At 66.5% G+C, this 22,832-nt stretch carries 22 protein-coding genes; 8 read left to right on the forward strand and 14 right to left on the reverse strand.

Features of this window, described 5'->3' with window-relative positions:
- Positions 1 to 14: 14 nt before the first annotated feature.
- Both AB4Y40_RS38415 and AB4Y40_RS38420 read left to right on the forward strand, forming a co-directional pair.
- Positions 15 to 1,217 carry a class I SAM-dependent methyltransferase gene (locus AB4Y40_RS38415; RefSeq protein WP_368682608.1) on the forward strand — a complete coding sequence of 401 codons (1,203 nt, stop codon included), beginning with the start codon at positions 15 to 17 and terminating at the stop codon, positions 1,215 to 1,217.
- Positions 1,218 to 1,235: 18 nt separating this feature from the next.
- Positions 1,236 to 1,430, forward strand: coding sequence for a DUF2905 domain-containing protein (locus tag AB4Y40_RS38420; RefSeq protein WP_158758829.1), 195 nt, complete (start codon positions 1,236 to 1,238; stop codon positions 1,428 to 1,430).
- Between the two features lie 18 nt (positions 1,431 to 1,448).
- Here AB4Y40_RS38420 and AB4Y40_RS38425 read toward each other — a convergent pair whose 3' ends face one another.
- From AB4Y40_RS38425 to AB4Y40_RS38440, 4 genes are all read right to left on the reverse strand, one after another.
- On the reverse strand, positions 1,449 to 2,690 hold the full coding sequence (locus AB4Y40_RS38425; RefSeq protein ID WP_368692300.1) for a multifunctional CCA addition/repair protein: 1,242 nt from the start codon (positions 2,688 to 2,690) through the stop codon (positions 1,449 to 1,451).
- On the reverse strand, positions 2,687 to 3,337 hold the full coding sequence (locus AB4Y40_RS38430) for a glutathione S-transferase family protein (RefSeq protein WP_368692301.1): 651 nt from the start codon (positions 3,335 to 3,337) through the stop codon (positions 2,687 to 2,689). The genes AB4Y40_RS38425 and AB4Y40_RS38430 overlap by 4 nt, the downstream gene beginning before the upstream one ends.
- A 54-nt stretch (positions 3,338 to 3,391) precedes the next feature.
- Positions 3,392 to 4,348 (reverse strand): complex I NDUFA9 subunit family protein, encoded by a 957-nt coding sequence (locus AB4Y40_RS38435; protein WP_368692302.1) that lies wholly within the window; start codon positions 4,346 to 4,348, stop codon positions 3,392 to 3,394.
- A gap of 148 nt (positions 4,349 to 4,496) precedes the next feature.
- A complete protein-coding gene (locus tag AB4Y40_RS38440; RefSeq protein WP_368692303.1) occupies positions 4,497 to 6,470 on the reverse strand; it encodes a transglycosylase SLT domain-containing protein in 1,974 nt (657 codons plus the stop codon).
- 8 nt (positions 6,471 to 6,478) lie between these two features.
- On the opposite strand from AB4Y40_RS38440, the gene AB4Y40_RS38445 reads away from it, so the two are divergent.
- Positions 6,479 to 7,105: a 5-formyltetrahydrofolate cyclo-ligase gene (locus AB4Y40_RS38445; protein ID WP_368692329.1), complete on the forward strand. Its 627-nt coding sequence runs from the start codon at positions 6,479 to 6,481 to the stop codon at positions 7,103 to 7,105.
- 15 nt (positions 7,106 to 7,120) lie between these two features.
- Here the strand turns inward: AB4Y40_RS38445 and AB4Y40_RS38450 are convergent, their stop codons facing one another.
- Entirely contained in the window at positions 7,121 to 7,633 is a 513-nt protein-coding gene (locus AB4Y40_RS38450; RefSeq protein ID WP_028212076.1) for a winged helix DNA-binding protein, read from the reverse strand.
- A 214-nt stretch (positions 7,634 to 7,847) separates the two neighbouring features.
- Here AB4Y40_RS38450 and pxpB point away from each other — a divergent pair, with 214 nt between their 5' ends.
- The 5 genes from pxpB (at position 7,848) to AB4Y40_RS38475 (ending at position 12,312) form a co-directional block, all read left to right on the forward strand.
- Positions 7,848 to 8,507, forward strand: a complete 660-nt coding sequence (gene pxpB / locus AB4Y40_RS38455; RefSeq protein WP_069264268.1) for a 5-oxoprolinase subunit PxpB — start codon at positions 7,848 to 7,850, stop codon at positions 8,505 to 8,507.
- Complete coding sequence (locus AB4Y40_RS38460; RefSeq protein ID WP_368692304.1) at positions 8,504 to 9,577, forward strand: biotin-dependent carboxyltransferase family protein; 1,074 nt, start codon at positions 8,504 to 8,506, stop codon at positions 9,575 to 9,577. Before pxpB ends, AB4Y40_RS38460 begins: the two co-directional genes overlap by 4 nt.
- Before the next feature lie 45 nt (positions 9,578 to 9,622).
- On the forward strand, positions 9,623 to 10,378 hold the full coding sequence (pxpA, locus tag AB4Y40_RS38465) for a 5-oxoprolinase subunit PxpA (RefSeq protein ID WP_368692305.1): 756 nt from the start codon (positions 9,623 to 9,625) through the stop codon (positions 10,376 to 10,378).
- Positions 10,379 to 10,618: 240 nt separating this feature from the next.
- Positions 10,619 to 11,362 carry a DUF969 domain-containing protein gene (locus AB4Y40_RS38470; protein ID WP_368692306.1) on the forward strand — a complete coding sequence of 248 codons (744 nt, stop codon included), beginning with the start codon at positions 10,619 to 10,621 and terminating at the stop codon, positions 11,360 to 11,362.
- Entirely contained in the window at positions 11,359 to 12,312 is a 954-nt protein-coding gene (locus AB4Y40_RS38475) for a DUF979 domain-containing protein (protein WP_368692307.1), read from the forward strand. The genes AB4Y40_RS38470 and AB4Y40_RS38475 overlap by 4 nt, the downstream gene beginning before the upstream one ends.
- A 99-nt stretch (positions 12,313 to 12,411) precedes the next feature.
- Here the strand turns inward: AB4Y40_RS38475 and AB4Y40_RS38480 are convergent, their stop codons facing one another.
- From AB4Y40_RS38480 to ahcY, 9 genes are all read right to left on the reverse strand, one after another.
- Positions 12,412 to 13,518 (reverse strand): TraB/GumN family protein, encoded by a 1,107-nt coding sequence (locus tag AB4Y40_RS38480; RefSeq protein ID WP_368692330.1) that lies wholly within the window; start codon positions 13,516 to 13,518, stop codon positions 12,412 to 12,414.
- 184 nt (positions 13,519 to 13,702) lie between these two features.
- Positions 13,703 to 14,737, reverse strand: coding sequence for a peptide ABC transporter ATP-binding protein (locus tag AB4Y40_RS38485; RefSeq protein WP_368692308.1), 1,035 nt, complete (start codon positions 14,735 to 14,737; stop codon positions 13,703 to 13,705).
- Positions 14,734 to 15,732, reverse strand: a complete 999-nt coding sequence (locus AB4Y40_RS38490; RefSeq protein ID WP_368692309.1) for an ABC transporter ATP-binding protein — start codon at positions 15,730 to 15,732, stop codon at positions 14,734 to 14,736. The genes AB4Y40_RS38485 and AB4Y40_RS38490 overlap by 4 nt, the downstream gene beginning before the upstream one ends.
- Positions 15,733 to 15,899: 167 nt before the next feature.
- Positions 15,900 to 16,817, reverse strand: a complete 918-nt coding sequence (locus tag AB4Y40_RS38495) for an ABC transporter permease subunit (RefSeq protein WP_342920443.1) — start codon at positions 16,815 to 16,817, stop codon at positions 15,900 to 15,902.
- Between the two features lie 54 nt (positions 16,818 to 16,871).
- Positions 16,872 to 17,885, reverse strand: coding sequence for an ABC transporter permease subunit (locus AB4Y40_RS38500; RefSeq protein ID WP_368692310.1), 1,014 nt, complete (start codon positions 17,883 to 17,885; stop codon positions 16,872 to 16,874).
- Positions 17,886 to 18,014: 129 nt separating this feature from the next.
- Positions 18,015 to 19,649, reverse strand: coding sequence for an ABC transporter substrate-binding protein (locus AB4Y40_RS38505; RefSeq protein ID WP_368692311.1), 1,635 nt, complete (start codon positions 19,647 to 19,649; stop codon positions 18,015 to 18,017).
- Positions 19,650 to 19,991: 342 nt separating this feature from the next.
- A complete protein-coding gene (gene metF, locus AB4Y40_RS38510) occupies positions 19,992 to 20,822 on the reverse strand; it encodes a methylenetetrahydrofolate reductase [NAD(P)H] (protein WP_368692312.1) in 831 nt (276 codons plus the stop codon).
- A 52-nt stretch (positions 20,823 to 20,874) separates the two neighbouring features.
- On the reverse strand, positions 20,875 to 21,228 hold the full coding sequence (locus tag AB4Y40_RS38515; protein WP_028203399.1) for a phage holin family protein: 354 nt from the start codon (positions 21,226 to 21,228) through the stop codon (positions 20,875 to 20,877).
- A gap of 162 nt (positions 21,229 to 21,390) precedes the next feature.
- Entirely contained in the window at positions 21,391 to 22,809 is a 1,419-nt protein-coding gene (ahcY, locus tag AB4Y40_RS38520) for an adenosylhomocysteinase (protein WP_069264292.1), read from the reverse strand.
- Positions 22,810 to 22,832 lie beyond the last annotated feature (23 nt).

The raw sequence follows: 22,832 nt of genomic DNA on the forward strand, positions 1-22,832 counted from the left end.
TTTACAATGCCGGGATGAATCCGAAAGCTCACGAACCCGATAGTTTACCTGTTCCCGAGCCGATCGCGCTCGCGCAGTCCGAGGCGCTCGCGGCCACGTTGCGCGCCGAGATCGCCGCGGCGGGCGGGTGGCTCCCGTTCGACCGCTACATGGAGCGCGCACTCTATGCGCCGGGACTCGGCTACTACGGCGGCGGCGCACGCAAATTCGGCCTCTTTGCCGACGACGGCAGCGACTTCGTGACCGCGCCCGAGCTTTCGCCGCTCTTTGCCGCGACGCTCGCGCGCGCCGTGGGCGAAGCGCTCGCCGCCAGCGGCACGCACCGCCTGATGGAATTCGGTGCGGGCACGGGCCGCCTCGCGGCGGGTCTGATGCTCGCACTCGACGCAGCAGGCGTGGCGTTCGACTCCTACGCCATCGTCGATCTGTCGGGCGAGTTGCGCGAGCGCCAGCGCAAGACCATCGTGCAGCTCGCGCCGGCACTGCTGAGTCGCGTAACGTGGCTCGATGCGCTGCCCGCGCAGTTCGAAGGCGTGGTGATCGGCAACGAGGTGCTCGACGCCATGCCGGTGCGCCTCTTCTCGCGCAAGGACGCCGTCTGGCACGAGCGCGGCGTGAGCGCAAACGCAGAAGGCGCCTTCGTCTTTTCCGATCAGCCGGCGAACTCCGGGCGCGATGCCAACTGGCCCGAGAGCGCGCTCGCAGGCGTGGAAGGCAGCGAAGACTACGTGACCGAAACGCACGAAGCCGCACTCGCCTTCACGCGCACGGTTTGCGCGATGCTCCAGCGCGGCGCGGCTTTCTTCATCGACTATGGCTTTCCGCGCCACGAGTACTACCATGCGCAGCGCGCGCAAGGCACACTGATGTGCCACTACCGGCACCGCGCGCATGGCGACCCGTTCCTCTATCCCGGTTTGCAGGACATCACCGCGCACGTGGAATTCACGGGCATTGCCGAAGCGGGCGTCGAAGCGGGCGCGGACCTGCTCGGCTATACGACACAGGCGCGCTTTCTGATGAACGCGGGCATTACCGACGTGCTGAGCGAGATCGATCCGCACGACGCGCAGCGCTTTCTGCCGGCCGCGAACGCGGTGCAGAAACTCGTATCGGAAAGCGAGATGGGCGAGCTGTTCAAGGTGATCGCGTTTTCGCGCGGCATCGACGAGACCATCGCGGCGTTTGCGCGCGGCGACCGCAGCCATACACTCTGAGGCTCACGCCACGCGACCATGATCCGCTGGTTTCTCACCACCTTCATCGCCGTGGCGATTCTCTCGAGCGCCCAGCCCTGGCTCAGAAAGCTCGGCATCGGGCGGCTGCCGGGCGACATCACGCTGCGCATTTTCGGCCGCGAATATCCGCTGCCGTTCATGTCGACGCTCGTGCTTTCGATGGCGCTTTCGTTTCTCGTGCGCGTGCTCTGAGCGAGCGCGCTCGACCGGTCAAGCCGTAGCGAGCGCGGCTTCCACCGCCGCCACGCGCGCCTCGTGCACCGCTTCCTTGATCTTCTCGGCGCCGCCGCGTTCGATCGAGCGCGCAATCGCCCCCGCATCCACGCCGCGCGCGGCCACGAGCGCCACACGCAGGCGCTCCGCCTGCGGATACGGCGCGTTCTCCCAGTTCAGCCGCCCGCGCAAATCGGCCTCGCAGGCCTGCAACGCCTCGGCGAAACGCGCGGGTTTGCGCAGCGCGTCGCAGCGTTCGAGCATGCGCACGAGCGCCGCCGCGCCCATCTCCATCACGCGATGGACGTTGCCGTGCTCGCGCGCGACCAGCACCGCCAGCTCGCGGCAGTCGTTGGGCACGCGCAGACGGTCGCACAGCGGCTTGAGCAGATCGACGCTGCGCCCTTCGTGGCCGATGTGACGCGGCAGCACGTCCTCCGGCGTCGTGCCCTTGCCGAGATCGTGCATGAGCGCCGCGAAGCGCACCGGCAGCGTGTAGCCCTGCGCGGCCGCATGGTCGATCACCATCATCACGTGCACGCCCGTATCGACTTCCGGGTGATAGTCCGCGCGCTGCGGTACGCCCCACAGCACGTCGACCTCGGGCAGCACGCGCGCGAGCGCGCCGCAATCGCGCAGCACCTCGAACATGCGCGACGGCTTCGCTTCCATGAGACCGCGGGAGATTTCCTGCCACACGCGCTCGGGCACGAGTGAATCGACTTCGCCCGAAGCAACCATCTCGCGCATGAGTTCGAGCGTTTCGGGCGCGACGGTGAAATCGGCGAAACGCGCGGCAAAGCGCGCGATACGCAGAATGCGTACGGGGTCTTCGAGAAACGCGTCGCTCACGTGGCGAAACACGCGCGCTTCGAGATCGCGCGCGCCGCCGAACGGATCGACGACTTCCCCCGTGAGCACGCCGCCCGGCTGCATCTCCTGCGCCATCGCGTTGATGGTGAGATCGCGCCGAGCGAGATCTTCCTCGAGCGTCACGTCGGGTGCGTAGAAGAACTGGAAGCCGTGATAGCCCGCCGCCGTCTTGCGCTCGGTGCGCGCGAGCGCGTACTCCGCATGCGTTTCGGGATGCAGAAAGACCGGGAAGTCCTTGCCCACCGGACGATAACCCTGCGCGGCCATCTGCTCGGGCGTCGCGCCCACCACGACATAGTCGCGGTCGCGCACGGGCAGCCCGAGCATCTCGTCGCGGATCGCGCCGCCTACGACATAGATCTTCATTCGTCGTCGCGTTCGTCGTCCTGGACGATGTGCGTTTCGCGGCGCGCCGCCTCGACCCACTCGGCCACCGCGGGCAGTGCGCTCACGCGCTGCGCGTACGCCGCCGCTTCGGGCGAGAGCTTCGGCTGGTAGCTGTTGAAGCGCATGACGACCGGCGCGTACATCGCGTCGGCGATGCTGAATTCGCCGAACAGGAACGGCCCGCCGCTCGCGGCGAGACACTCGCGCCAGAGCGCGTCGATGCGCGCGACGTCGGCGAGCGCGCCAGGCGTCGCGCCGGCGCCCGGCTTCACCTTGCGGATGTTCATCGGCATGTGGTTGCGCACTTCGCCGAAGCCCGCATGCATCTCCGCGCTCACGCTGCGCGCGCGGGCGCGCGCGTTCGCGTCGCGCGGCCACAGCGCGTGCTGCGGGAAGCGCTCGGCGAGCGTCTCGGCAATCGCGAGCGAATCCCACACGGCAAAGCCGTCGTCGCCAACGAGGCACGGCACCTTGCCCGATGCCGAGAACGCCAGGATCGACGACTTGGTGGCCGGCTCGTCGAGCTCGATCAGCACCTCCTCGAACGCGATGCCGAAGTGCTTGAGCAGCACCCACGGACGCATCGACCACGACGAATAGTTCTTGTCTCCGATTACGAGCTTCATTGTTCCAATGACCGTTGTGAGTTGAAAGAGCGCCGGTTGATCGTCCGCTGTGGACTATCGGCCGGCACTGGCGCGAAAGATGTTCAGCCGCGAACGCAGCGAGGCGTCGGAGAGATAGAGCGGCGCGATCGTCTCGATGCTCGCAGGCTCGATATTGAGCTCGGGAGCGAGCGGCCCGGTCAGCACGCTGTCCACCTTCATCGAATCGAGATTATCGCGCGTGAGCACCGGCACGCCCGGCGCCATCTCGAACGAGAGCGCCTGCAGGCGCCCGAACGCGTCGGGCAGCCGCACGATGCGCGCGTGCCGGCCCACCACTTCGCCGCAATACTGCAGCAGTTGTTCGAGCGTGTAGACCGTCGGGCCGCCGAGTTCGTAAGTGTGCCCGCTCGCGGCGTCGAGATCGAGCACGTTGACGATCGCCTTCGACACGTCGCCCACGAACACCGGCTGGAACTTCGCGTCGGGCATGGCGAGCGGGATCATCGGAAAGAGCCGCTGCAGGAGCGCGAAACGGTTGAGGAAGGTGTCCTCGGGACCGAACACGACGGAAGGCCGGAAGATGGTCGTGGCGAGCGCCGTGGCCGCGTGCACGGCTTTCTCGCCGTCGCCCTTCGAGCGCAGGTACATGCTCGGCCCGCGCGGGTCGGCGCCGAGGGCGCTGATGTGGATCAGGCGATGCACGCCCTTGCCCTCGCAGGCAGCGACGATCTTCGTGGGCAAGTCGACGTGCAGCTTCGCGAAGCCCGGGCCGTAGGGATCGCCGCGCCCGCCGTTGAGCGTGCCGACGAGATTGATGACCGCGTCCGCATTTTCGACGAACGCCGCGAGCGCGACCGGATCGGACACATCGGTCTCGACCACGTCGACGGGCAGCAGGGTGAGATGGCGGGCGTTGTAGCGGCGGCGGGTGGCGACGCGCACGTCCTTGCCCGCCTCGACGAGCGCGTTGATGAGATGGCTGCCGATGAATCCCGAACCGCCGATGACCGCAATGGCTTGATGTCGCATCTTCGACCTCCTCGGGCAGACGGCGCCGCCGCGTACGAGGTCCGGTTCGTCCCGCAGCGCGCCAGTCAGAAGACGGAGCACGCGGCGTGCCGTCATGCCGCGCGCGATTCCGTATGAAGGGAAGCGGCGCGGCCAAACGGCCCGGCGCTTACGGCGAGATATAGCCGAGACGCGCCTTCAGCGATTGCGGACGGCCCTCGAACAGCGCCGCATAGTAGACCGTGTTCGACAACACGTTTTTCACGTAATCGCGGGTTTCCTGGAACGGAATGGTTTCCGCGAAGATGGCGCCCTCGACGCCGCCCTGCAACGTCTGGCGCCATGCGCGCGGGCGGCCCGGCCCGGCGTTGTAGCCCGCGGTCGCGAGCACGGCGGAGCCGTCGAACTGATTGTAGATCATCGACAAATAGTTCGTCCCGAGCAGGATGTTGGTGTCGAGATCGTTGAGCTGGTCGCGCGAGAGGGGCCCGAGGCCGATCTTCTTCGCCACCATCTGCGCCGTGGCCGGCATGATCTGCATGAGGCCGCTCGCGCCCACGCCCGACTTGGCATTGAGAATGAAACGCGATTCCTGGCGAATCAGGCCGTAGGCCCATTCGACGTCGAGGCCGTTGGTTTGCGCGTCGCGCTCCACGACGTCGCGGAACGGCGCGAGATAGCGCAGCGAGAAGTCGTGCTCCGTTTGCGTGCGGTCGGCCGTGTTGACGGTGCGGTCGAGCAGCTGGATGCGCTTCGCGTATTCGGCGACGGCGAGCAGCTGCCGGTCGCTCATGCCGCGCAGCGGCCAGTTCCATTCGCGATTGCCTTCGAGCCGCAGGTTCAGCGCGTAGAAGCGCTGCGCGAGCGCGAAGCCCGGCGTTTGCGCAACTTGGGCGATGTCGGCGTCGCTGACCGTGGTCTTCGGCGGGATGGTGATCTTCTGGCCGAGTTCTTCGGTGGCGAGCTGGCCGTAGAAGTTATAGCCCTGCGAGATCGTCGCGAACTCCTGGTTCGCCTGCCCCGTTTCGCCGGCCTGCTTGAGCGCGCGTGCGTGCCAGTAGACCCACGACGGCTGCGCGCGCAGCGCGGCCGGCATCTGTTCGATCGACCAGCGCACCATGGTCCAGTCGCCGCCCAGCAGCGCGGCGCGCGTACGCCATTCGTAAGCCGGGCTCGAAAGCGGCGCGTTGGCCGAGAGCCGGTACCAGCCGAGCGAAGCGGGCAGGCGCTTCAACGCCCCTTGATAGCCGATCGTGCCCCAGCCTGTCGCGCGCTCCGGCGACGTGAGCTGCGGTGCGACGGTGGCGAAGGTGGCTGCTGCCATGGCCGGATCGTTGGCCGCCATCACGGTGACGGCGAGCAGCGCGAGCTGGTGCGATTGCGGGTCGGCGGTGACGCCTTGCGCGAGCGTAAGCGGCGGCGTGCTCACGGCCTGGCTGAACGCGGTCGGGTCGGGGCGCTGCGAAAGGCCGTCGAGCAGCTTCGCGCCGGTCGAGGTCTGGTTCTGCTCGTAGGCAAGGCGGATCTGCTGCCAGACGTCGTCGCTCGAGAACTGGCCTTTGATGGCAAGCGCGGTGATGAGGTCGACGCAGCCGTCGCCGTAATAGCGCGGCTCGGTGAGCAGCGCACGCGCGTCGTTCGCGACGTTCTCGCCGCGCGCCGCGCGCGACTCCAGCGCGTAGCACTTCACCTGCGTGTCGTCGTTGAGCACGAAGCGCGAATATTGCTGGTCGAAGTTCGCCCAGTCGTGGCGCGCGCCGAGCACGGTCAGATAGTCGTTGCGCATGCGGTCGGCGATCGCCTGGCCGTCGTAGCGCTGCAGGAACGACAGCACCGGCGCATCGGGCGCGTCGATGCGCGCGTGGCCTTGCGAATCGAACAGCTGCGGCTTGAGCTGGAAGTATTCGAGGTACGACGGCGCCGGGTAATCGGGAATCATCGCAGCGAGTTGTGCGGCGCGCGCCGGATCGTTGTTGCGCGCGGCTTCGCGAAGCTGGATGAAAGTCTGATCGTCGTTCGTAAGGACTGCGCCTGGGGGCAGTGCGACGGGGCGCACGGCGTCCGCCGTGCTGCATGCTACGAGTGCCGCGGCAGTCAGTGCGAGACCGACCACGCGATATACTCGGACAAGGCGTTTGGACATCGTTATTTCTGGAGCGCGAGGTGAACCCAAGCATAGCACGCAACCCTCACACGGAATCCAAAAAGGACTGGCGTGCAAGGCTGCTTCCTCGGCGAATTGAGGCGGCTTCCGACGTGGCAACCGGTGCGGCACTCGCGGCCCGTCTCGATGCGCTCGTCGCGCAATTTTCGCCGCGTTCGATCGGGTTCTACTGGCCCTTGCGCGGCGAGTTCGATGCGCGCGCCTGGATCACCGCCTGGCTCGCCGCCGATGCGTCACGCCGCGCCGCCCTGCCCGCCATTCCCGAGCGCCACACCCCGCTCGTCTTTCACGCCTGGACGCCCGACGCACCGATGCGCGAAGGCCATCACGGGATCCTCGAGCCGCAATCCCAGGAGGTGATCGTGCCCGATCTTCTCCTCGTACCCTGCGTGGGTTTCGATCGCGACGGCTATCGCCTCGGTTACGGCGGCGGCTACTACGACCGCACGCTGGCCGCCTGGCCGGGCGTTGCGTTGCCCGTCACGGTTGGCATTGCGTATGAAGCCTGTCGCATCGACGACGGCGTGCTCGCGCGTGAGGCGCACGACCTGCCGCTCGACGCCGTGGTGACCGAAGCCGCCACGCATCTTTGCCAACGTTCGCGTGAGCGCTGAACGCGCCTTGATCGCTCAGAGCGAGGCCGCCGCGCGCGCGGCCGTGTCATAGAGCCCCGACGCATTGCGCATGAGTTGCGCGGCGTCGCCGATCTGCTGGTTCGTGAGGCCGCTCTCCTTGAGCGTCGCGATGAGGCAACTCTCGCGCACGTCGCGATAGCGCAGGCACAGCGCCTGGCCTTCCGGCGTGACCGAAAAGAAGACTTCCTTGCCGGTCTTTTCGCTTTTTACATACCCTCTGGAGACAAGCTTCTTCAACGCATACGTGGCCACGTGCGTGTCCTCGATGTTGAGCACGAAGCAGATATCCGCGAGCTTCTTGCGCCGCTCGCGATGGCCGACGTGATGGAGCAGCGACACCTCGATCGGCGTCATGTCCTTCACGCCCGCCGCCGACATGCAGCGCACCATCCAGCGGTTGAACGCATTGCTCGCCATGATGAGCGCGTACTCGAACTCGGATAGCTCGGCGCTCGACTCGGAGACGAGATGTTCGGACGAAACGATCTTGGTCGGCTGGCGCGACATGGCAGATAACCCGGTAGTCGGTGTTCGAAAAGGCAAAGCGGCGTGGCGTGAGTGTAATTGCAGCGCGACTGCCGTGCGCCTGGCGAAAACGCTTATTGATAATTTGTAGATAATTTATCGACAATGTACGCTAGGAAGGAACGGCACCGGCCCCGCCTGTGCATCCCCGTGCGTTAATTTTCGACCGGTCGAACCGTCCCCTGATCGATCCAACATGCCGAATTCTGACCCTCGCATTTTTCCTCTCGGTGACGAAGCGCTCGTCTGCGAAGCGCCGCCGCCCGCCACGCTCGAGGTCCAGCGCCGCGTCTGGGCCGTCGCGGCGCTTGCGCGCGGCTGGGCGCCGGTGCGCGAAGTGGTGCCCGGCATGAACAACCTGACGATCACTTTCGACCCGCTCTCGGCCGACGCCGCGGCGCTCGCGCTCGCGCTGCGCGACGCATGGCGCGAGGCCGAAGACGCGAGCGCGGCAGGCCGCGAAGTCGAGATACCCGTGGTCTACGGCGGTGAAGACGGCCCCGATCTCGAAGCGGTCGCGCAGCACTGCGCGCTCGCCGCCGCCGACGTCGCCGCGCGCCATGCCGCGGGCGTCTATACGGTGTTCTTCCTCGGCTTTCAGCCCGGCTTCGCCTATCTCGGCGGTCTCGAACCCGCGCTGCACACGCCGCGCCGCCGCGAGCCGCGCCTTGCCGTCCCGGCCGGGTCGGTGGGCATCGGCGGGGAGCAGACGGGCATCTATCCGGCCGCCTCGCCAGGCGGCTGGCAGCTGATCGGCCGCACCGCCGCGAAGCTGTTCGACCCTTCGCGCAATCCGCCTTCGCTGCTCATGCCGGGCGACCGCGTGCGTTTCACCATCGCGGAGCTCCACGCATGATCGAAGTATTACGCGCGGGCCTGCTCACCACGGTCCAGGATCTCGGCCGCCCCGGCTACCGGCATCTGGGCGTCGCCACCGGCGGCGCGCTCGATACGCTCGCGCTCGAAGTGGGCAACCGCCTCGTCGGCAACCGGCCCGACGCCGCCGGCGTGGAAATCACCTTCGGCCCCGTCGCGCTGCGCTTCGCGCGCGCCACGCGCGTCGCCATTACCGGCACCGACTTCGGCGCGACACTCGGCGGCCGCCCGGTCTGGTCGTGGTGGAGCCTGCCCGTGGCCGCCGGCGAGGAACTCGTGCTGAACGGCGCGAAGCGCGGCATGCGCGCCTATGTGTGCGTGGCCGGCGGCGTCGACGTGCTGCCCATGCTCGGCTCGCGCAGCACCGACCTCACGGCGGGCTTCGGCGGCCTCGCGGGCCGCGCGCTCAAGGACGGCGACCGGCTCGCCACGGGCGCCTCGTTCGCGCCGGGCCGCGAGCGCGCCGCGCTCGACCCGGGCGCGCCGGCGTTCGGCGTGAAGGCGCCCGTGTGGTGCAACTTCGCGCTCGCGGACGAGCAGCATCACCGCCGCGGACGCCATCCGGACGGCATGGCCTGGGCCGTGCCCGTGCGCGTGCTGCGCGGCCCCGAGTACGACAGCTTCACACCCGAGGCGCAGCGCGCGCTCTGGTCCGATGAATGGCAGATCACGCCCAACAGCAACCGCATGGGCTTTCGGCTCACGGGCACGCCGCTCGCGCGCGCGAACGGCGCGGATCTGCTCTCGCACGCGGTGCTGCCCGGCACGATCCAGGTGCCGCCGAGCGGCCAGCCCATCGTGCTGATGGCCGACGGGCAGACCACGGGCGGCTACCCGAAGATCGGCTCCGTGATTCGCGCCGACTGGTGGAAGCTCGCCCAGGTGCGACTCACCGGGGGCGTGCGTTTCGTGGAAGCGACGCCGGCCGCCGCGCGCGCGGCGCTGGAAGAGGAACGGGCGTATTTGCGGCAGATCGACACCGCGATCGCCATGCACGACGAACGCCTTGCGAGCCGCCGCGCGAACGCGAACGCGGCCGCGAGCGCGTGATTTTCAGGCACCACCAGGTAAGACGAGCAGCAAGAGGAACACATCATGACCACCATCGATCTGAACGCCGATCTCGGCGAAGGCTGCGGCTCCGACGAGGCGCTGCTCGACCTCGTGAGCTCCGCCAACATCGCGTGCGGCTGGCACGCAGGCGGCGCCAACGCCATGCGCGAATGCGTGCGCTGGGCCGTGGAGAAAGGCGTGTCGATCGGCGCGCATCCGAGCTTCAACGACCCCGAGAACTTCGGCCGCAAGGAGATGAACCTGCCGCCCGAGGAAATCTACGCGGGCGTGCTGTATCAGCTCGGCGCGCTTTCTGCGATCGCCCAGGCCGAAGGCGGCCGCATCGCCCACGTGAAGCCGCACGGCGCGCTCTACAACCAGGCCGCGCGTGACCCGCAGATCGCCGAGGCCATCGTCTCCGCGGTGCACGACTTCGATCCGTCCGTGACGGTGTTCGCGCTCGCGGGCAGCGGCCTCGTGACGGCGGCGCGCGAGGCGGGGCTCGTCGCGATCGAGGAAGTGTTCGCCGACCGCGGCTATCGCGCGGACGGCTCGCTCGTGCCGCGCAGCGAGCCGGGCGCGTTGCTCGACGACGAAGACACCGTGCTCGCGCGCACGCTCGCGATGATCCGTGAGCAGCGCGTGCAGGCCGTGAACGGCGCCTGGGTGGCGCTCAACGCGCAGACCATTTGCCTGCACGGCGACGGCCCGCACGCGCTCGCGTTCGCGCGGCGCATCCGTACGGCGCTCGACGACGCCGGCATTGGCGTGCGCGCGGCGGGGGCCGGCCAAGCCTGACACACGCGAATTTGAATGCAGCAAGGCGCGCGGCATGCGCCGCGCGCCGCTCGAGCCGTATCACCGAAGGTAATCACCAGGCAATCCCTCGGCAGCGCAAGCTTGCCAGGCCTAGTTGTACCCAGCAGGTTCGTAGTCGTATCCAGCAGGTTCGTAGTTGTGCGAATGGCCATCAGAGCCACGAAGTCAACGCCGCTATCCGCGGCAATCAATGACAAGCCAATACGTTTGGAGATCTATATGCAGAGCACCGTCAACTTATGGCCGCTGATCGGCGTGGCCGTCATCATCGCCGGCTTCTTGCTACGCTTCAATCCGATGCTGATTGTCGCCGCAGCGGCCGTCGTCACCGGTTTCGCCGGGGGCTTCCCGGTCGCGAAGATTCTCGCCGCCATCGGCACCGGCTTCATCAAGACCCGCAACATTCCCCTCATCATCCTGTTGCCGCTCGCCGTGATCGGGCTGCTCGAGCGCCACGGCCTGCGTGAGCGCGCACAGATCTGGATCGGCAGCATCAAGGCGGCCACCGCCGGCCGTCTGCTGATCGTCTATCTGCTCGTGCGCGAGTTGACCGCCGCCGTCGGCTTGACGGGCCTCGGCGGCCATCCGCAGATGGTGCGTCCGCTGATCGCGCCGATGGCCGAAGGCGCCACCGAAAACCGCTTCGGCAAGCTCTCCGATGCCGTGCGCTACAAGCTGCGCGCCTACTCGGCCGCGACCGACAACGTGGGTCTCTTCTTCGGCGAGGACATCTTCGTCGCGTTCGGCGCGATCGTGCTGATGGTCACGCTGCTCAAGGAAGCGGGCGTTTCGGTCGAGCCGATCCACGTGGCGTTCTGGGGCATTCCCACGGCGATCTGCGCGTTCCTGATTCACGGCTTCCGGCTCTGGCTGCTCGACCGCAAGCTCGAACGCGAACTGGGCGCCATGCGCAACGCGAGCGACGCCAAGGCTGCAAGCCGTGCTCAAGGAGACGAAGCATGACGCTCACCCTCAACTGGCTCTTCTGGCTGCTCGGCATCGTGCTGCTCATCGTCGGCGGCATGATCGTGATGGACCGCGAGCATCCGCGCCGCTTCACGGCAGGCGGCTTCTGGCTGCTCTACGCGCTGATCTTTCTCGTCGGCGACCTGCTGCCCGCCGAAGTCGTGGGCGTGCTCGTGCTCGCCATGGCGCTGATCGCGGGGCTCGGCGGCGTGACGGCCGCGAAGCCCAGGGTGCTCGCGCTCGAAACGCGTCTCGCCAGCGCGAAGCGCCTCGGCAACAAGCTCTTCGTGCCCGCGCTCACCATTCCGGTCATCACGGTCGTGCTCACGCTCGCGGCCAGCCATCTCGTCTTCGGCGGCAAGGCGCTCATCGACCCGAAGAACGTCACGCTGATCGGCTTCGGAATCGGCTGCGTGATCGCGCTCGTGATTGCCTGCATCATCACGCGCGACAGCGTCGGCCAGTCGATGAAGGAAACGCGCCGCCTCGTCGACGCACTCTCGTGGGCCGCCGTCCTGCCGCAAATGCTCGGCATGCTCGGCCTCGTGTTCTCGGACGCGGGCGTGGGCAAGGCCGTGGCGCACGTCACGACGTCGTACATCAACATGGACGTGCGCTTCGTCGCCGTCGTCGTGTATTGCGTGGGCATGGCGCTCTTCACGATCATCATGGGCAACGGCTTCGCCGCGTTTCCGGTGATGACGGGCGGCGTGGGCGTTCCGGTGCTGGTGGGCGTGTTCCACGTCAATCCGGCGATGATGGCCGCCATCGGCATGTTCTCGGGCTACTGCGGCACGCTGATGACGCCGATGGCCGCGAACTTCAACATGGTGCCCGCGGCCCTGCTCGAGCTGCCCGACAAGAACGCGGTGATACGCGTGCAGGTGCCCACGGCGCTGGGCATCCTCGCGGCGAATATCGTGCTGCTGAACGTGTTCGGGTTTTGACGACACTTACGCATGCGGACGCAAAAAAAGCCGGCGAAAGCCGGTTTTTTTGCATTCAGGCCGCGCGTCCGAGCGCGAAGGGCCCCGGCTTAACCCGGCTTAACCCGGGTCGACATTGAAGCCACGCTGGCGCAGCAGCTGGAGCACGCCTTTGGGGCCGCCCAGGTGCAGCGCGCCGACGGCGACGAAGAGCGGCTTGTTGGGCGCCACATACTGCTGCATGCGCGAAACGAAGCGCCGGTTGCGCTCGTAGACGATGCGGTTGTCGACCGACGCCGCCACCCGCGCGTCGTGCGAGAGCTTTTCGGTGCGCGCCGATTCCCAGGCGGCGATCGCATCGGCGTCGCCCACGCGCCACAGGTGCAGCAGCGTCTGCACGTCGGAGACGTTTTGCGCCGGCGTCTGCGCCAGGTCCTGGGCGAGCATCTCGCGCTGCTGCGCGAGGCTCAGGTTCGTGAAGGCGCGCATCTGCTCGCCGAGCGTCTCCAGGCCGACGATGCGGCGGCCCTTCCAGCGCAGGAACACGTTCTGCAGCTGCGCCTCGGTGCCGTACTCGGTCTGCAGGCCGGCGCTCAGCGAGTCGTAGGTTTCCACCAGCAGCGAGGCGAGCCACGGCCGCATCTTGCGGATCTCGGCGAGCGCCTCGGGATTGCCGCGCATGCGCGCCTCGAGTTTCTGCCAGAGCGGATCGGGCAACAGGCCCGGCAGACAGGGCCGTCTGCACACCCCGTATTTCGAGACGTCGTCCTGGGACACCAGCAGATCGTCGGGAGACAGCTCGAGCGCAAGAATGGGCGACGCGGCGAGCGCCGCGAGAATCTGCGGGCGAAACGGCTGGCCGGGCGGATAGTCGGCCGGGTCACCCACATGGAGCGTGCCGAGCAGATAGATCGTGAGATTGCCGCGCGTGGCGACGTAGAACGGCATGCGCGCAGGCTGGGTGCGCACCGGGCCGCCAGCCGTCGTGCCCGATGCGTAGCTCGGCACGGCGGGCGCGGCGTGAAAGCCGGGAATGCCGCCGTTCGCGCCGCGCGGCATGGGCACGGCCGGGTGCACTCCGGGCGTGTTGGCGACGGCGCCGCCAGCGACCGCCGGGCCCGCGGCGCCGGCGAGCACGCCGACCGCGAGCGCCAGCGTGAGCGCCACGCGCGCCGCAGCGCGCGACGCTTTCTTCAACGCCGCACGCAACGCCACCGCGAATGCCACACCAAAAGCCACACCGAATGTCACACGAACAGCCGTACCCCGCCCGGCGGCCACGGCAAGCGCGGCAGCCGGAATGATTGAAAGGACGGCGGAGAAAACGGTGGAAAAAACAGTGAAGAAGGCGGCACGACGGCCGCCCATCAACTGGCGGCGCGTAGCGATAAAACGACGCGCCGCCGTCGCTTCAGGCCGGCATGGGCCGCCCATCCTCTTCCCCCACCTCCTCTGCACGATGGCAGGATACCTGACGGCCGTCCACTTCGCGAAGAACAGGCACTTCCTTACGACACCGCTCGACCGCGTATGGACAACGTTGATGGAACGTGCAACCAGACGGCGGGTTCAGCGGCGAAGGCAATTCGCCCTCGAGCTTGATCTTCACGCGGCGGTCCGCCTCGAAGATCGCGGGCGTGGCCGAGAGCAGCGAGCGCGTGTACGGATGGCGCGGCCGCGAGATCACCGTGTCCTTGTCGCCCAGTTCCGCCACGCCGCCCAGATACATCACCATCACGTCGTCGGCAATGTGCTCGACCACGGCCAGGTTGTGCGAGATGAACACGTAGCTCGTGCGGAACTGCTCCTGCAAGTCCATGAACAGATTGAGAATCTGCGCCTGGATCGAGACGTCGAGCGCGGAAACCGGCTCGTCGGCCACGACGATCTGCGGGTCGAGAATCATGGCCCGCGCGATCGCCACGCGCTGGCGCTGGCCGCCCGAGAACATGTGCGGATAACGCTTGGCGTGCTCGGGGCGCAGGCCGACGATGCGCATCATGTGCGCGATGCGGTCCGCGCGCTCGCTCGCCGTGAGCCGCGTGTTGATGGCGAGCGGCTCGCCGAGCGTCTGCTCCACGGTCTTGCGCGGGTTGAGCGAGGCGAACGGGTTCTGGAACACCATCTGCACGCGGCGGCGCAGCGCGGCGATCTTCGCGGCGTTGGCGTGCGCAACGTCCTCGCCGTCGATGGTCAGCTTGCCCGCGGTGGGCGGCTCGATCATCGTGAGCTGGCGCGCGAGCGTCGATTTGCCGCAGCCGGACTCGCCCACCACGGCGAGCGTGCGCCCGCGCGTGAGCGAGAACGACACGCCGTTGAGCGCCTTCACGGTGCCCGTGCCGAACATGCCGCGCTTGACGGTGTAGTGCTTCTTGAGATCGTCGGCGATGAGAACCTTGTCGTCCTGATGGTCCTGATGAGCCGCGTGTTGCTGGACTGCGTTCATCGCGCGCCTCCACTGGATTGAGTCACCGCCGCATTCAGCGGCTTGATGCAGCGCACTTGCGCGTAGCCGCTTTCATCGGTTACCGCGTCGAGCGCGGGCCGCGCCTTCATGCAGTCATCCACCACATACTTGCAGCGCGGCGCGAACAGACAGCCGCTCGGCCGGTCGTCGCGGCCGGGCACCATGCCGGGCAGCGCGGCAAGCCGCATCGCCCCCTTGTTGTGCTCGGGAATCGCGGCGAGCAGCGCTTCCGTGTACGGATGATGCGGACGCGAAAAGATGTCCGGCACGCGGTTCGTTTCGATGATCTCGCCCGCGTACATCACCGCCACGCGTTGCGCGACTTCGGACACCACGGCGAGATCGTGCGAGATCAGCACGAGCGCCATGCCGCGTTCCTTCTGCAGACGCACGAGCAGCTCCATGATCTGCGCCTGGATCGTCACGTCGAGCGCCGTGGTGGGCTCGTCGGCGATCAGCAGCTTCGGGTTGCAGGCCACGGCCATCGCGATCATCACGCGCTGGTTCATGCCGCCCGACATCTGGTGCGGGAAGTTGTCGATGCGGTTCTTCGCGTCGGGAATGCCGACCTGGTCGAGCAGTTCGATGGCGCGCGCGTGCAGCGCCGAGCCGCGCAGGCCCTCGTGCAGCTTGAGCACTTCCTTTATCTGATAACCGACGGTGTAGCTCGGGTTCAGGCTCGTGAGCGCGTCCTGGAACACCATGGCGATGTCCTTGCCGACGATGCGGCGGCGCTCCTTGCCCGTGGCGCCCAGCAGATCGCGGCCATCGAAGGTGATCGAATCCGCCGTCACCTTGCCGGGGGCGTCGATGAGGCCCATCAGCGCCATCATCGTCACGCTCTTGCCCGAGCCCGATTCGCCGACGATGCCGAGCACTTCGCCAGGCGCGACCGACAGGTTCACGCGGTCAACGGCGGGCAGGCCGTTGAAGTTCACGGCCAGATTACGGATGGTCAAAAGTTCGTTGTTCATGTCAGTCCTCGCCGGGCCGCCCCAAGAGGACTGACGCCCCCTCGGGGGGCAACGACCGAAGGGAGTGTGGGGGTCGTCTTCATGTCAGTCCTCGCCGGGCCGCCCCAAGAGGACTGACGCCCCCGCGGGGGGCAACGACCGAAGGGAGTGTGGGGGTCGTCTTCATGTCAGGCCATCCGCTTGAGCTTGGGATCGAGCGCGTCGCGCAGCCCGTCGCCGAGCAGGTTGATCGCGAGCACCGAAATGAGGATGGACAGACCCGGCATCGTGACGATCCACCATGCGCTGTCGATGTAGTCGCGCGCCGAGGCGAGCATCGCGCCCCACTCCGCACGCGGCGGCTGCACGCCGAGGCCGAGGAAGCCGAGCGCGGCGGCGTCGAGAATCGCCGAGCTAAAGCCGAGCGTCGCCTGCACGATGAGCGGCGCCGTACAGTTGGGCAGCACCTGCGAGAACATCAGGCGCAGCGTGCCGGCGCCGGCCACACGCGAAGCGGTCACGTACTCCTTGTGCAGTTCGCCCAGAGCCGAACCGCGCGTGAGACGCACGTAGCCGGGCAGCGCCACGATCGCGATGGCGAGCATGGTGTTCGTGAGACCCGGACCGATGATCGCGACCACGGCCACCGCGAGCAGCAGCGAAGGCAGCGCGAGCAGCACGTCCATGAGACGCATGATCGGCGTATCGGCCCACTTCTCGAAGAACGCGGCCACGAGCCCGAGCACGATGCCCGGAATCAGCGCGAGCACCACCGAGACGCAGCCGATCCACAGCGAGAGCCGCGCGCCGTACATCAGACGCGAGAGGATGTCGCGGCCCGCTTCGTCGGTGCCGAGAATGAACTTCCAGTTGCCGCCGTCGAGCCACGCGGGCGGAATCTTCACGTAGTCGCGGTATTGCTCGATGGGGCTGTGCGGCGCGATCAGCGGCGCGAAGATCGCGATGACGATCAGCGCGAGCACGATCACGCCGGCGCCCACGGCGCCCTTGTTGCGCGAGAAGTTCGCCCAGAATTCGCGCAGCACGAGCGCGCGGCCCGAAGGCGGCGTGACGGCGCGAGGCACGGTGTTCTGAATGTCAGCCATCATGCCTCCTGGTGTTGAATGTGGTGTTGTGGCGTTCGCATTTTCATGGCTCGCTTACCTCGTATGTCGAATGCGCGGGTTGAGCACGCCGTACAGCAGATCGACGAACAGGTTCACGACGATCACGAGTGTCGCGATCATGAGAATGCCGCCTTGCACCACCGGGTAGTCGCGCCGGCTGATCGCGTCGATCAGCCATTTGCCGATGCCGGGCCAGGAGAACAGCGTTTCGGTGAGCACCGCGCCCGCGAGCAGCGTGCCGACCTGCAGGCCGATCACGGTCACCACGGGAATGAGCGCGTTGCGCAGCGCATGCACGACGATCACGCGCACGGGCGAAAGCCCCTTGGCGCGCGCGGTGCGGATGTAGTCCTCGCGCAGCACTTCGAGCATGGACGAGCGCGTCATGCGCGCGACCACGGCGAGCGGAATCGTGCCGAGCACGATGGCCGGCAGGATCAGGTGGCTCAGCACCGACCTGAACGCGCCTTCGTCGGTGCCGGGCAGGAGCGAGTCGATCAGCATGAAGCCGGTCACGTGCGGAATGTCGAATTCCACCGCGATGCGGCCCGACACGGGCGTCCAGCCGAGCTTCGACGAGAACACCATGATGAGGATGAGCCCCCACCAGAAGATCGGCATGGAGTAGCCGGTGAGCGCGGTGCCCATGACGCCGTGATCGACGACGGTGCCGCGCCGCAGTGCCGCGAAGACGCCGGCGGGCAAGCCGATCACGAGCGCGAAAATGAGCGCGCAGATCGACAGCTCGACGGTGGCGGGAAAGCGCGCGAGAAACTCGCCCATCACGCTCGTGTTGGTGATGATCGAGGTGCCGAGATTGCCGTGCACGGCGTGCCAGACGTAGTGCACATACTGCATCGGCAGAGGCTCGTCGAGCCCCAGGCGGTGCATCGCCTCGGCGTGCATTTGCGGATCGACGCCGCGCTCGCCCATCATCACTTCGATGGGGTCGCCCGGAATCAGGTGGATGAGTGCGAACGCAAGGATGGTGATCCCGATGAACGTGGGTATGACCATGCCGATGCGGCGCAATACGAAGCGGAACATGTGGTGTTCCCCCAAAAGCTTGAAATGAAACGCAACCGGCGACAGGGGCTCGTGACCCCGGTCGCCGGACCATTTTCCGCCGGTCCTGGCTGATAGGCGGACCGAGCGGAAAGTCTTACCCGATTATCCTTACTGCATGCCCACGCCGTCGAAGCGCGCGTAGCCAAGCGGTTCGATGCGCATGTCGGTCACCTTCTTGCTGACCGGCTGATAGACCGTCGAGTGAGCGATCGGCGAGAACGGCAGTTGCTTCGCGAAGATCTGCTGCGCTTCCTGGTAGTGCTTCGTGCGCTGCGCCACATCCGAGGTCTGGCGGCCCTTCTGGACCAGGTCGTCGAACGGCTTGTAGCACCACTTGCCGAAGTTGTTGCCGTTCACCGCTTCGCAGCCGAGCAGCGTGCCGAGCCAGTTGTCCGGATCGCCATTGTCGCCCGTCCAGCCGATCAGCATCGAGTCGTCCTCGCCCGCGTGCGCGCGCTTGATGTACTCGCCCCACTCATACGTGACGATCTTCGCCTTCACGCCGATCTTGGCCCAGTCGGCCTGGATCATTTCGGCCATCAGGCGTGCGTTCGGGTTGTAGGCGCGCTGCACGGGCATGGCCCACAGCGTGATCTCGAAGCCGTTCGACATGCCAGCCTTGGCGAGCAGCGCCTTGGCCTTTTCCGGATCGTACGCATTGGCCGGCAGGTTCTTGACGTAGGACCACTGCGTCGGCGGCATCGGGTTGGTTGCGAGCTGGCCCGCACCCTGGTACACCGAGTCGATGATCGCCTTCTTGTTGATCGCCATGTCGAGCGCGTGGCGCACATCGACGTTGTCGAGCGGCTTGTGCGTGACGTTGTACGACAGGTAGCCCAGGTTGAAGCCCGGCTGCGACGGCATCGCGATGTTCGGCTCGGCCTTCAGCGGCGCGATGTCGGCGGGACGCGGGTAGCTCATCACCTGGCATTCGTCGCGCTTGATCTTCTGCACGCGCACGCTGGCGTCCGGCGTGATCGAGAAGATCAGCTTGGAGAGCTTCACGGCGCCCGGCTTCCAGTAGTCGGGATTGCCGTCGTAACGGATCGTCGCGTCCTTCGTGTAGCTCTTGAAGATGAACGGACCCGTGCCGACCGGGAACTGGTTGATGTCGGCGGCCTTGCCGGCCTTCATCAGTTGATCCGCGTATTCAGCCGAGAGGATCGAGGCGAATTCCATCGCCATGTTCTGGATGAACGGCGCGTTCGGCTCGTTCAGCGTGAACTTGACCGTGTACGGGTCGACCTTCTCGACCTTGGCGATCAGCTTGTCGAGGCCCATGTCGGTGAAGTACGGGAACGACACCGGGTACGCCTTGCGGAACGCATTGTTCGGGTTGAGCATGCGATCGAACGAGAACACGACGTCGTCCGCATTGAATTCGCGCGTGGGCTTGAAGAACGAGGTGGTCTGGAACTTCACGCCATGACGCAGATGGAACGTGTAGGTCTTGCCGTCCGCCGAAACGTCCCACGATTCTGCGAGACCCGGTTCGACCTTGGTGCCGCCGCGCTCGAATTCGACGAGGCGGTTGTAGACGGTGAACGTGTTCGCGGTGAAGTCGGTGCCGGTCGTGTATTGGGCCGGATCGAAGCCAGCGGGGCTGCCTTCCGAGCAGTAGACGAGCGTCTTGTTCGGAATGCTTTGCGCGGCGTGCGCGAGCGGGGCTCCAGCAATCGATGCCGCTGCGAGCGCCACGAGAGACGTCAATCGTGCAGCACGCAACAGTTTGTTTTCTTTCATGTTTCCTCCAGTTCAGTGCCGGCTTGCGCCAGCGTAGCGCGATCTTACACAGCAGGTGCCGCAGTCACAAGCAAGCCAAAAGTCCCGTCGCCTGTGGAAAACGCCGGGTTGACAGGATCGCTGGTTGCCGCATGGTGCGCTGCAACGTAGCTTTGCCCCTTTTTGTTGCGCCGGAAACTGACAATAGCGCGCCGAATTGACGCGCGCTCGCGGGCGGGCGTGTGCGCCTGACCAGGGTCACCCAGCGTGATCCGGATCGCACTATCCAAAAGAAAACCGCGCGGCCGGGGAGTCCGGGAACCGCGCGGTTTGTCGCCGCCTGGCGGGGCTAGAGTGAGCGCCCTAGAAGCCGAGCCGCTCGCAAATGGCCTTGGTGGCCGGCGCCGCGTTGAGCGTGTAGAAGTGGATACCCGGCACGCCCGCCTCGACGAGACGGCGGCACAGATCGGTCACCACGTCGAGGCCGAACGCGCGGATCGACTCGCGGTCGTCGCCGAAGCTTTCCAGCCGCTTCGCGACCCAGCGCGGCACTTCGGCGCCGCACATCTCCGAAAAGCGCATGAGCTGCGAGTAGTTCGTGATCGGCATGATGCCGGGCACGATGGGAATATCCACGCCCAGCTTCTTCGCGTCGTCGACGAAGCGGAAATACGCATCCGCGTTGAAGAAGTACTGCGTGATCGCCGAATTGGCGCCCGCTTTCACCTTTTGCGCGAACGCTTCGAGGTCGTGGCGCGGCGAACGCGCCTGCGGGTGGTACTCGGGATACGCGGCCACTTCGATGTGGAACGCGTCGCCGGTTTCCTCGCGGATGAAGGCGACGAGTTCCGACGCGTAGCGCAGTTCGCCCACCGCGCCCATGCCCGAGGGCAGGTCGCCGCGCAGCGCCACGATGTGGCGGATGCCGTGCGAGCGGTACTCGCCGAGAATCGCGCGCAGGCTCTCTTTCGAGGAGCCGATGCACGAGAGGTGCGGCGCCGCCTCGATGCCAGCCTTCGCGATATCGACGACGGTGTCGAGCGTGCCCTGTTGCGTCGAGCCGCCCGCGCCGAACGTCACCGAGAAAAACTTCGGCTTGAGCGTGGCAAGTTCCGCCCGCGTAGCGCGCAGCTTTTCCAGGCCGTCCGACGTCTTCGGCGGGAAGAATTCGAATGAGAGTTCGATCGGTTTCATGTTGATGGGGCCAGTGAGGCCGGGCCGCGCACGTGGGCGGCCCGGGCCCGCGTCAGCCGAGGCTGCGGTTGCCGAAAATCAGCGCCGACAGCAGCCACGACACGATGCTGTACAGGATCGAGCCGAAAAATGCCGACCAGAAGCCCGACACCTCGAAGCCCTTGAGGAGCGACGCCGCCAGCCAGAAGCACAGCGCGTTCACCACGAGGATGAAGAGGCCGAGCGTGAGGATGGTCACGGGCAGCGTGAGCACGATCAGCAGCGGGCGCAGCACGGCGTTGATGAGGCCGAGCACGATCGCGACGATGAGCGCGGTGCCGAAACTGCGAATATGGATCGACGGAACGAGCCAGGTGATGATCAGGAGCGCGAGCGCGTTGATCAGCCAGGTCAGCAGCACGGTCATAAGGACTCCTTTTGCGTCGTTGCTTTTGTATCGCCAGGTGCCGGCGGCGGATGCCGCCCGCCATCCCCGCACGTTGCGCGCGCAGGGATTGGGGTCAGCATCCGCTTGACCGCTTAAAGCGGGCTTAAAACGGCAGCCCGCTTTGTATCGCGTTGTATCGGCTTAGTAGCGATAGTGGTTCGGCTTGAACGGACCGTTCTTGTCGACGCCGATGTACGAAGCCTGGTCGTCCGACAGCACGGTCAGGTTCGCGCCGATGCGCGCGAGGTGCAGGCGTGCAACCTTTTCGTCCAGGTGCTTCGGCAGCACGTACACCTTGTTCTCGTACTTCTTGCCCTGCGTGAACAGTTCGATCTGCGCGAGCGTCTGGTTCGTGAACGAGTTCGACATCACGAACGACGGGTGGCCCGTGGCGCAGCCCAGGTTCACGAGGCGGCCTTCCGCCAGCAGGATCACGCGTTTGCCGTCCGGGAAGATGATGTGGTCGACTTGCGGCTTGATGTTTTCCCACTGGTACTGGCGCGTCGACGCCACGTCGATTTCCGAGTCGAAGTGGCCGATGTTGCAGACGATCGCGTTGTGGCGCATCGCCTTCAGGTGATCGTGGTTCAGCACGTGGTAGTTGCCGGTGGCCGTCACGAAGATGTCGGCCTTGTCGGCGGCGTATTCCATCGTCACGACGCGGTAGCCTTCCATCGCGGCCTGCAGCGCGCAGATCGGATCGATTTCCGTGACCCACACCGTGGCGCCCAGACCGCGCAGCGACTGCGCGCAGCCCTTGCCCACGTCGCCGTAACCGGCCACGACCGCGATCTTGCCCGCGATCATCACGTCGGTCGCGCGCTTGATGCCGTCCACGAGCGACTCGCGGCAGCCGTACAGGTTGTCGAACTTCGACTTCGTGACCGAGTCGTTGACGTTGATGGCCGGGAACGGCAGACGGCCTTCCTTCTCCATCTGGTAAAGGCGGTGCACGCCCGTCGTGGTTTCTTCGGTCACGCCCTGGATGTGCGAAAGGCGCTTCGAGTACCACTGCGGATCGACGTCGAGGTGCGCGGCGATCGACTTGTACAGCGCGACTTCTTCTTCGTTCGTCGGCTTGGCGATGACCGAGCGGTCCTTTTCAGCCTTCGAGCCGAGGATCAGCAGGAGCGTGGCGTCGCCGCCGTCGTCGAGGATCATGTTGGCGAACTCGCCGTTCGGCCATTCGAAGATGCGGTGCGAGAACTCCCAGTATTCGTCGAGCGATTCGCCCTTGAACGCGAACACCGGCACGCCGCCCTGCGCGATCGCGGCGGCGGCATGGTCCTGCGTCGAGAAGATGTTGCACGAGGCCCAGCGGACGTCGGCGCCGAGCGCGGTGAGCGTCTCGATCAGCACGCCCGTCTGGATCGTCATGTGCAGCGAACCGGCGATGCGCGCGCCCTTGAGCGGCTGCTGCGCCTTGTACTCTTCGCGGGTTTGCACGAGGCCCGGCATTTCGGTTTCGGCGATATTGAGTTCCTTGCGGCCCCAGGCGGCAAGCGACATATCGGCGACGATGAAATCTTTGGCTTGATCTTGCGGAACTGCGGCGTTCATCACGCCCTCCTTTCTAAAAGTGA

This window comes from Paraburkholderia sp. EG287B (assembly GCF_040965595.1).
GTDB lineage: Bacteria > Pseudomonadota > Gammaproteobacteria > Burkholderiales > Burkholderiaceae > Paraburkholderia.

Bases quoted from the DNA above. Each gene is read 5' to 3' on its own strand.
- AB4Y40_RS38415 (WP_368682608.1), top strand. From the start codon at position 15: ATGAATCCGAAAGCTCACGAACCCGATAGTTTACCTGTTCCCGAGCCG.
- AB4Y40_RS38420 (WP_158758829.1), top strand. From the start codon at position 1,236: ATGATCCGCTGGTTTCTCACCACCTTCATCGCCGTGGCGATTCTCTCG.
- AB4Y40_RS38425 (WP_368692300.1), bottom strand. From the start codon at position 2,690: ATGAAGATCTATGTCGTAGGCGGCGCGATCCGCGACGAGATGCTCGGG.
- AB4Y40_RS38430 (WP_368692301.1), bottom strand. From the start codon at position 3,337: ATGAAGCTCGTAATCGGAGACAAGAACTATTCGTCGTGGTCGATGCGT.
- AB4Y40_RS38435 (WP_368692302.1), bottom strand. From the start codon at position 4,348: ATGCGACATCAAGCCATTGCGGTCATCGGCGGTTCGGGATTCATCGGC.
- AB4Y40_RS38440 (WP_368692303.1), bottom strand. From the start codon at position 6,470: ATGTCCAAACGCCTTGTCCGAGTATATCGCGTGGTCGGTCTCGCACTG.
- AB4Y40_RS38450 (WP_028212076.1), bottom strand. From the start codon at position 7,633: ATGTCGCGCCAGCCGACCAAGATCGTTTCGTCCGAACATCTCGTCTCC.
- pxpB (WP_069264268.1), top strand. From the start codon at position 7,848: ATGCCGAATTCTGACCCTCGCATTTTTCCTCTCGGTGACGAAGCGCTC.
- AB4Y40_RS38460 (WP_368692304.1), top strand. From the start codon at position 8,504: ATGATCGAAGTATTACGCGCGGGCCTGCTCACCACGGTCCAGGATCTC.
- pxpA (WP_368692305.1), top strand. From the start codon at position 9,623: ATGACCACCATCGATCTGAACGCCGATCTCGGCGAAGGCTGCGGCTCC.
- AB4Y40_RS38470 (WP_368692306.1), top strand. From the start codon at position 10,619: ATGCAGAGCACCGTCAACTTATGGCCGCTGATCGGCGTGGCCGTCATC.
- AB4Y40_RS38475 (WP_368692307.1), top strand. From the start codon at position 11,359: ATGACGCTCACCCTCAACTGGCTCTTCTGGCTGCTCGGCATCGTGCTG.
- AB4Y40_RS38485 (WP_368692308.1), bottom strand. From the start codon at position 14,737: ATGAACGCAGTCCAGCAACACGCGGCTCATCAGGACCATCAGGACGAC.
- AB4Y40_RS38490 (WP_368692309.1), bottom strand. From the start codon at position 15,732: ATGAACAACGAACTTTTGACCATCCGTAATCTGGCCGTGAACTTCAAC.
- AB4Y40_RS38495 (WP_342920443.1), bottom strand. From the start codon at position 16,817: ATGGCTGACATTCAGAACACCGTGCCTCGCGCCGTCACGCCGCCTTCG.
- AB4Y40_RS38500 (WP_368692310.1), bottom strand. From the start codon at position 17,885: ATGTTCCGCTTCGTATTGCGCCGCATCGGCATGGTCATACCCACGTTC.
- AB4Y40_RS38505 (WP_368692311.1), bottom strand. From the start codon at position 19,649: ATGAAAGAAAACAAACTGTTGCGTGCTGCACGATTGACGTCTCTCGTG.
- metF (WP_368692312.1), bottom strand. From the start codon at position 20,822: ATGAAACCGATCGAACTCTCATTCGAATTCTTCCCGCCGAAGACGTCG.
- AB4Y40_RS38515 (WP_028203399.1), bottom strand. From the start codon at position 21,228: ATGACCGTGCTGCTGACCTGGCTGATCAACGCGCTCGCGCTCCTGATC.
- ahcY (WP_069264292.1), bottom strand. From the start codon at position 22,809: ATGAACGCCGCAGTTCCGCAAGATCAAGCCAAAGATTTCATCGTCGCC.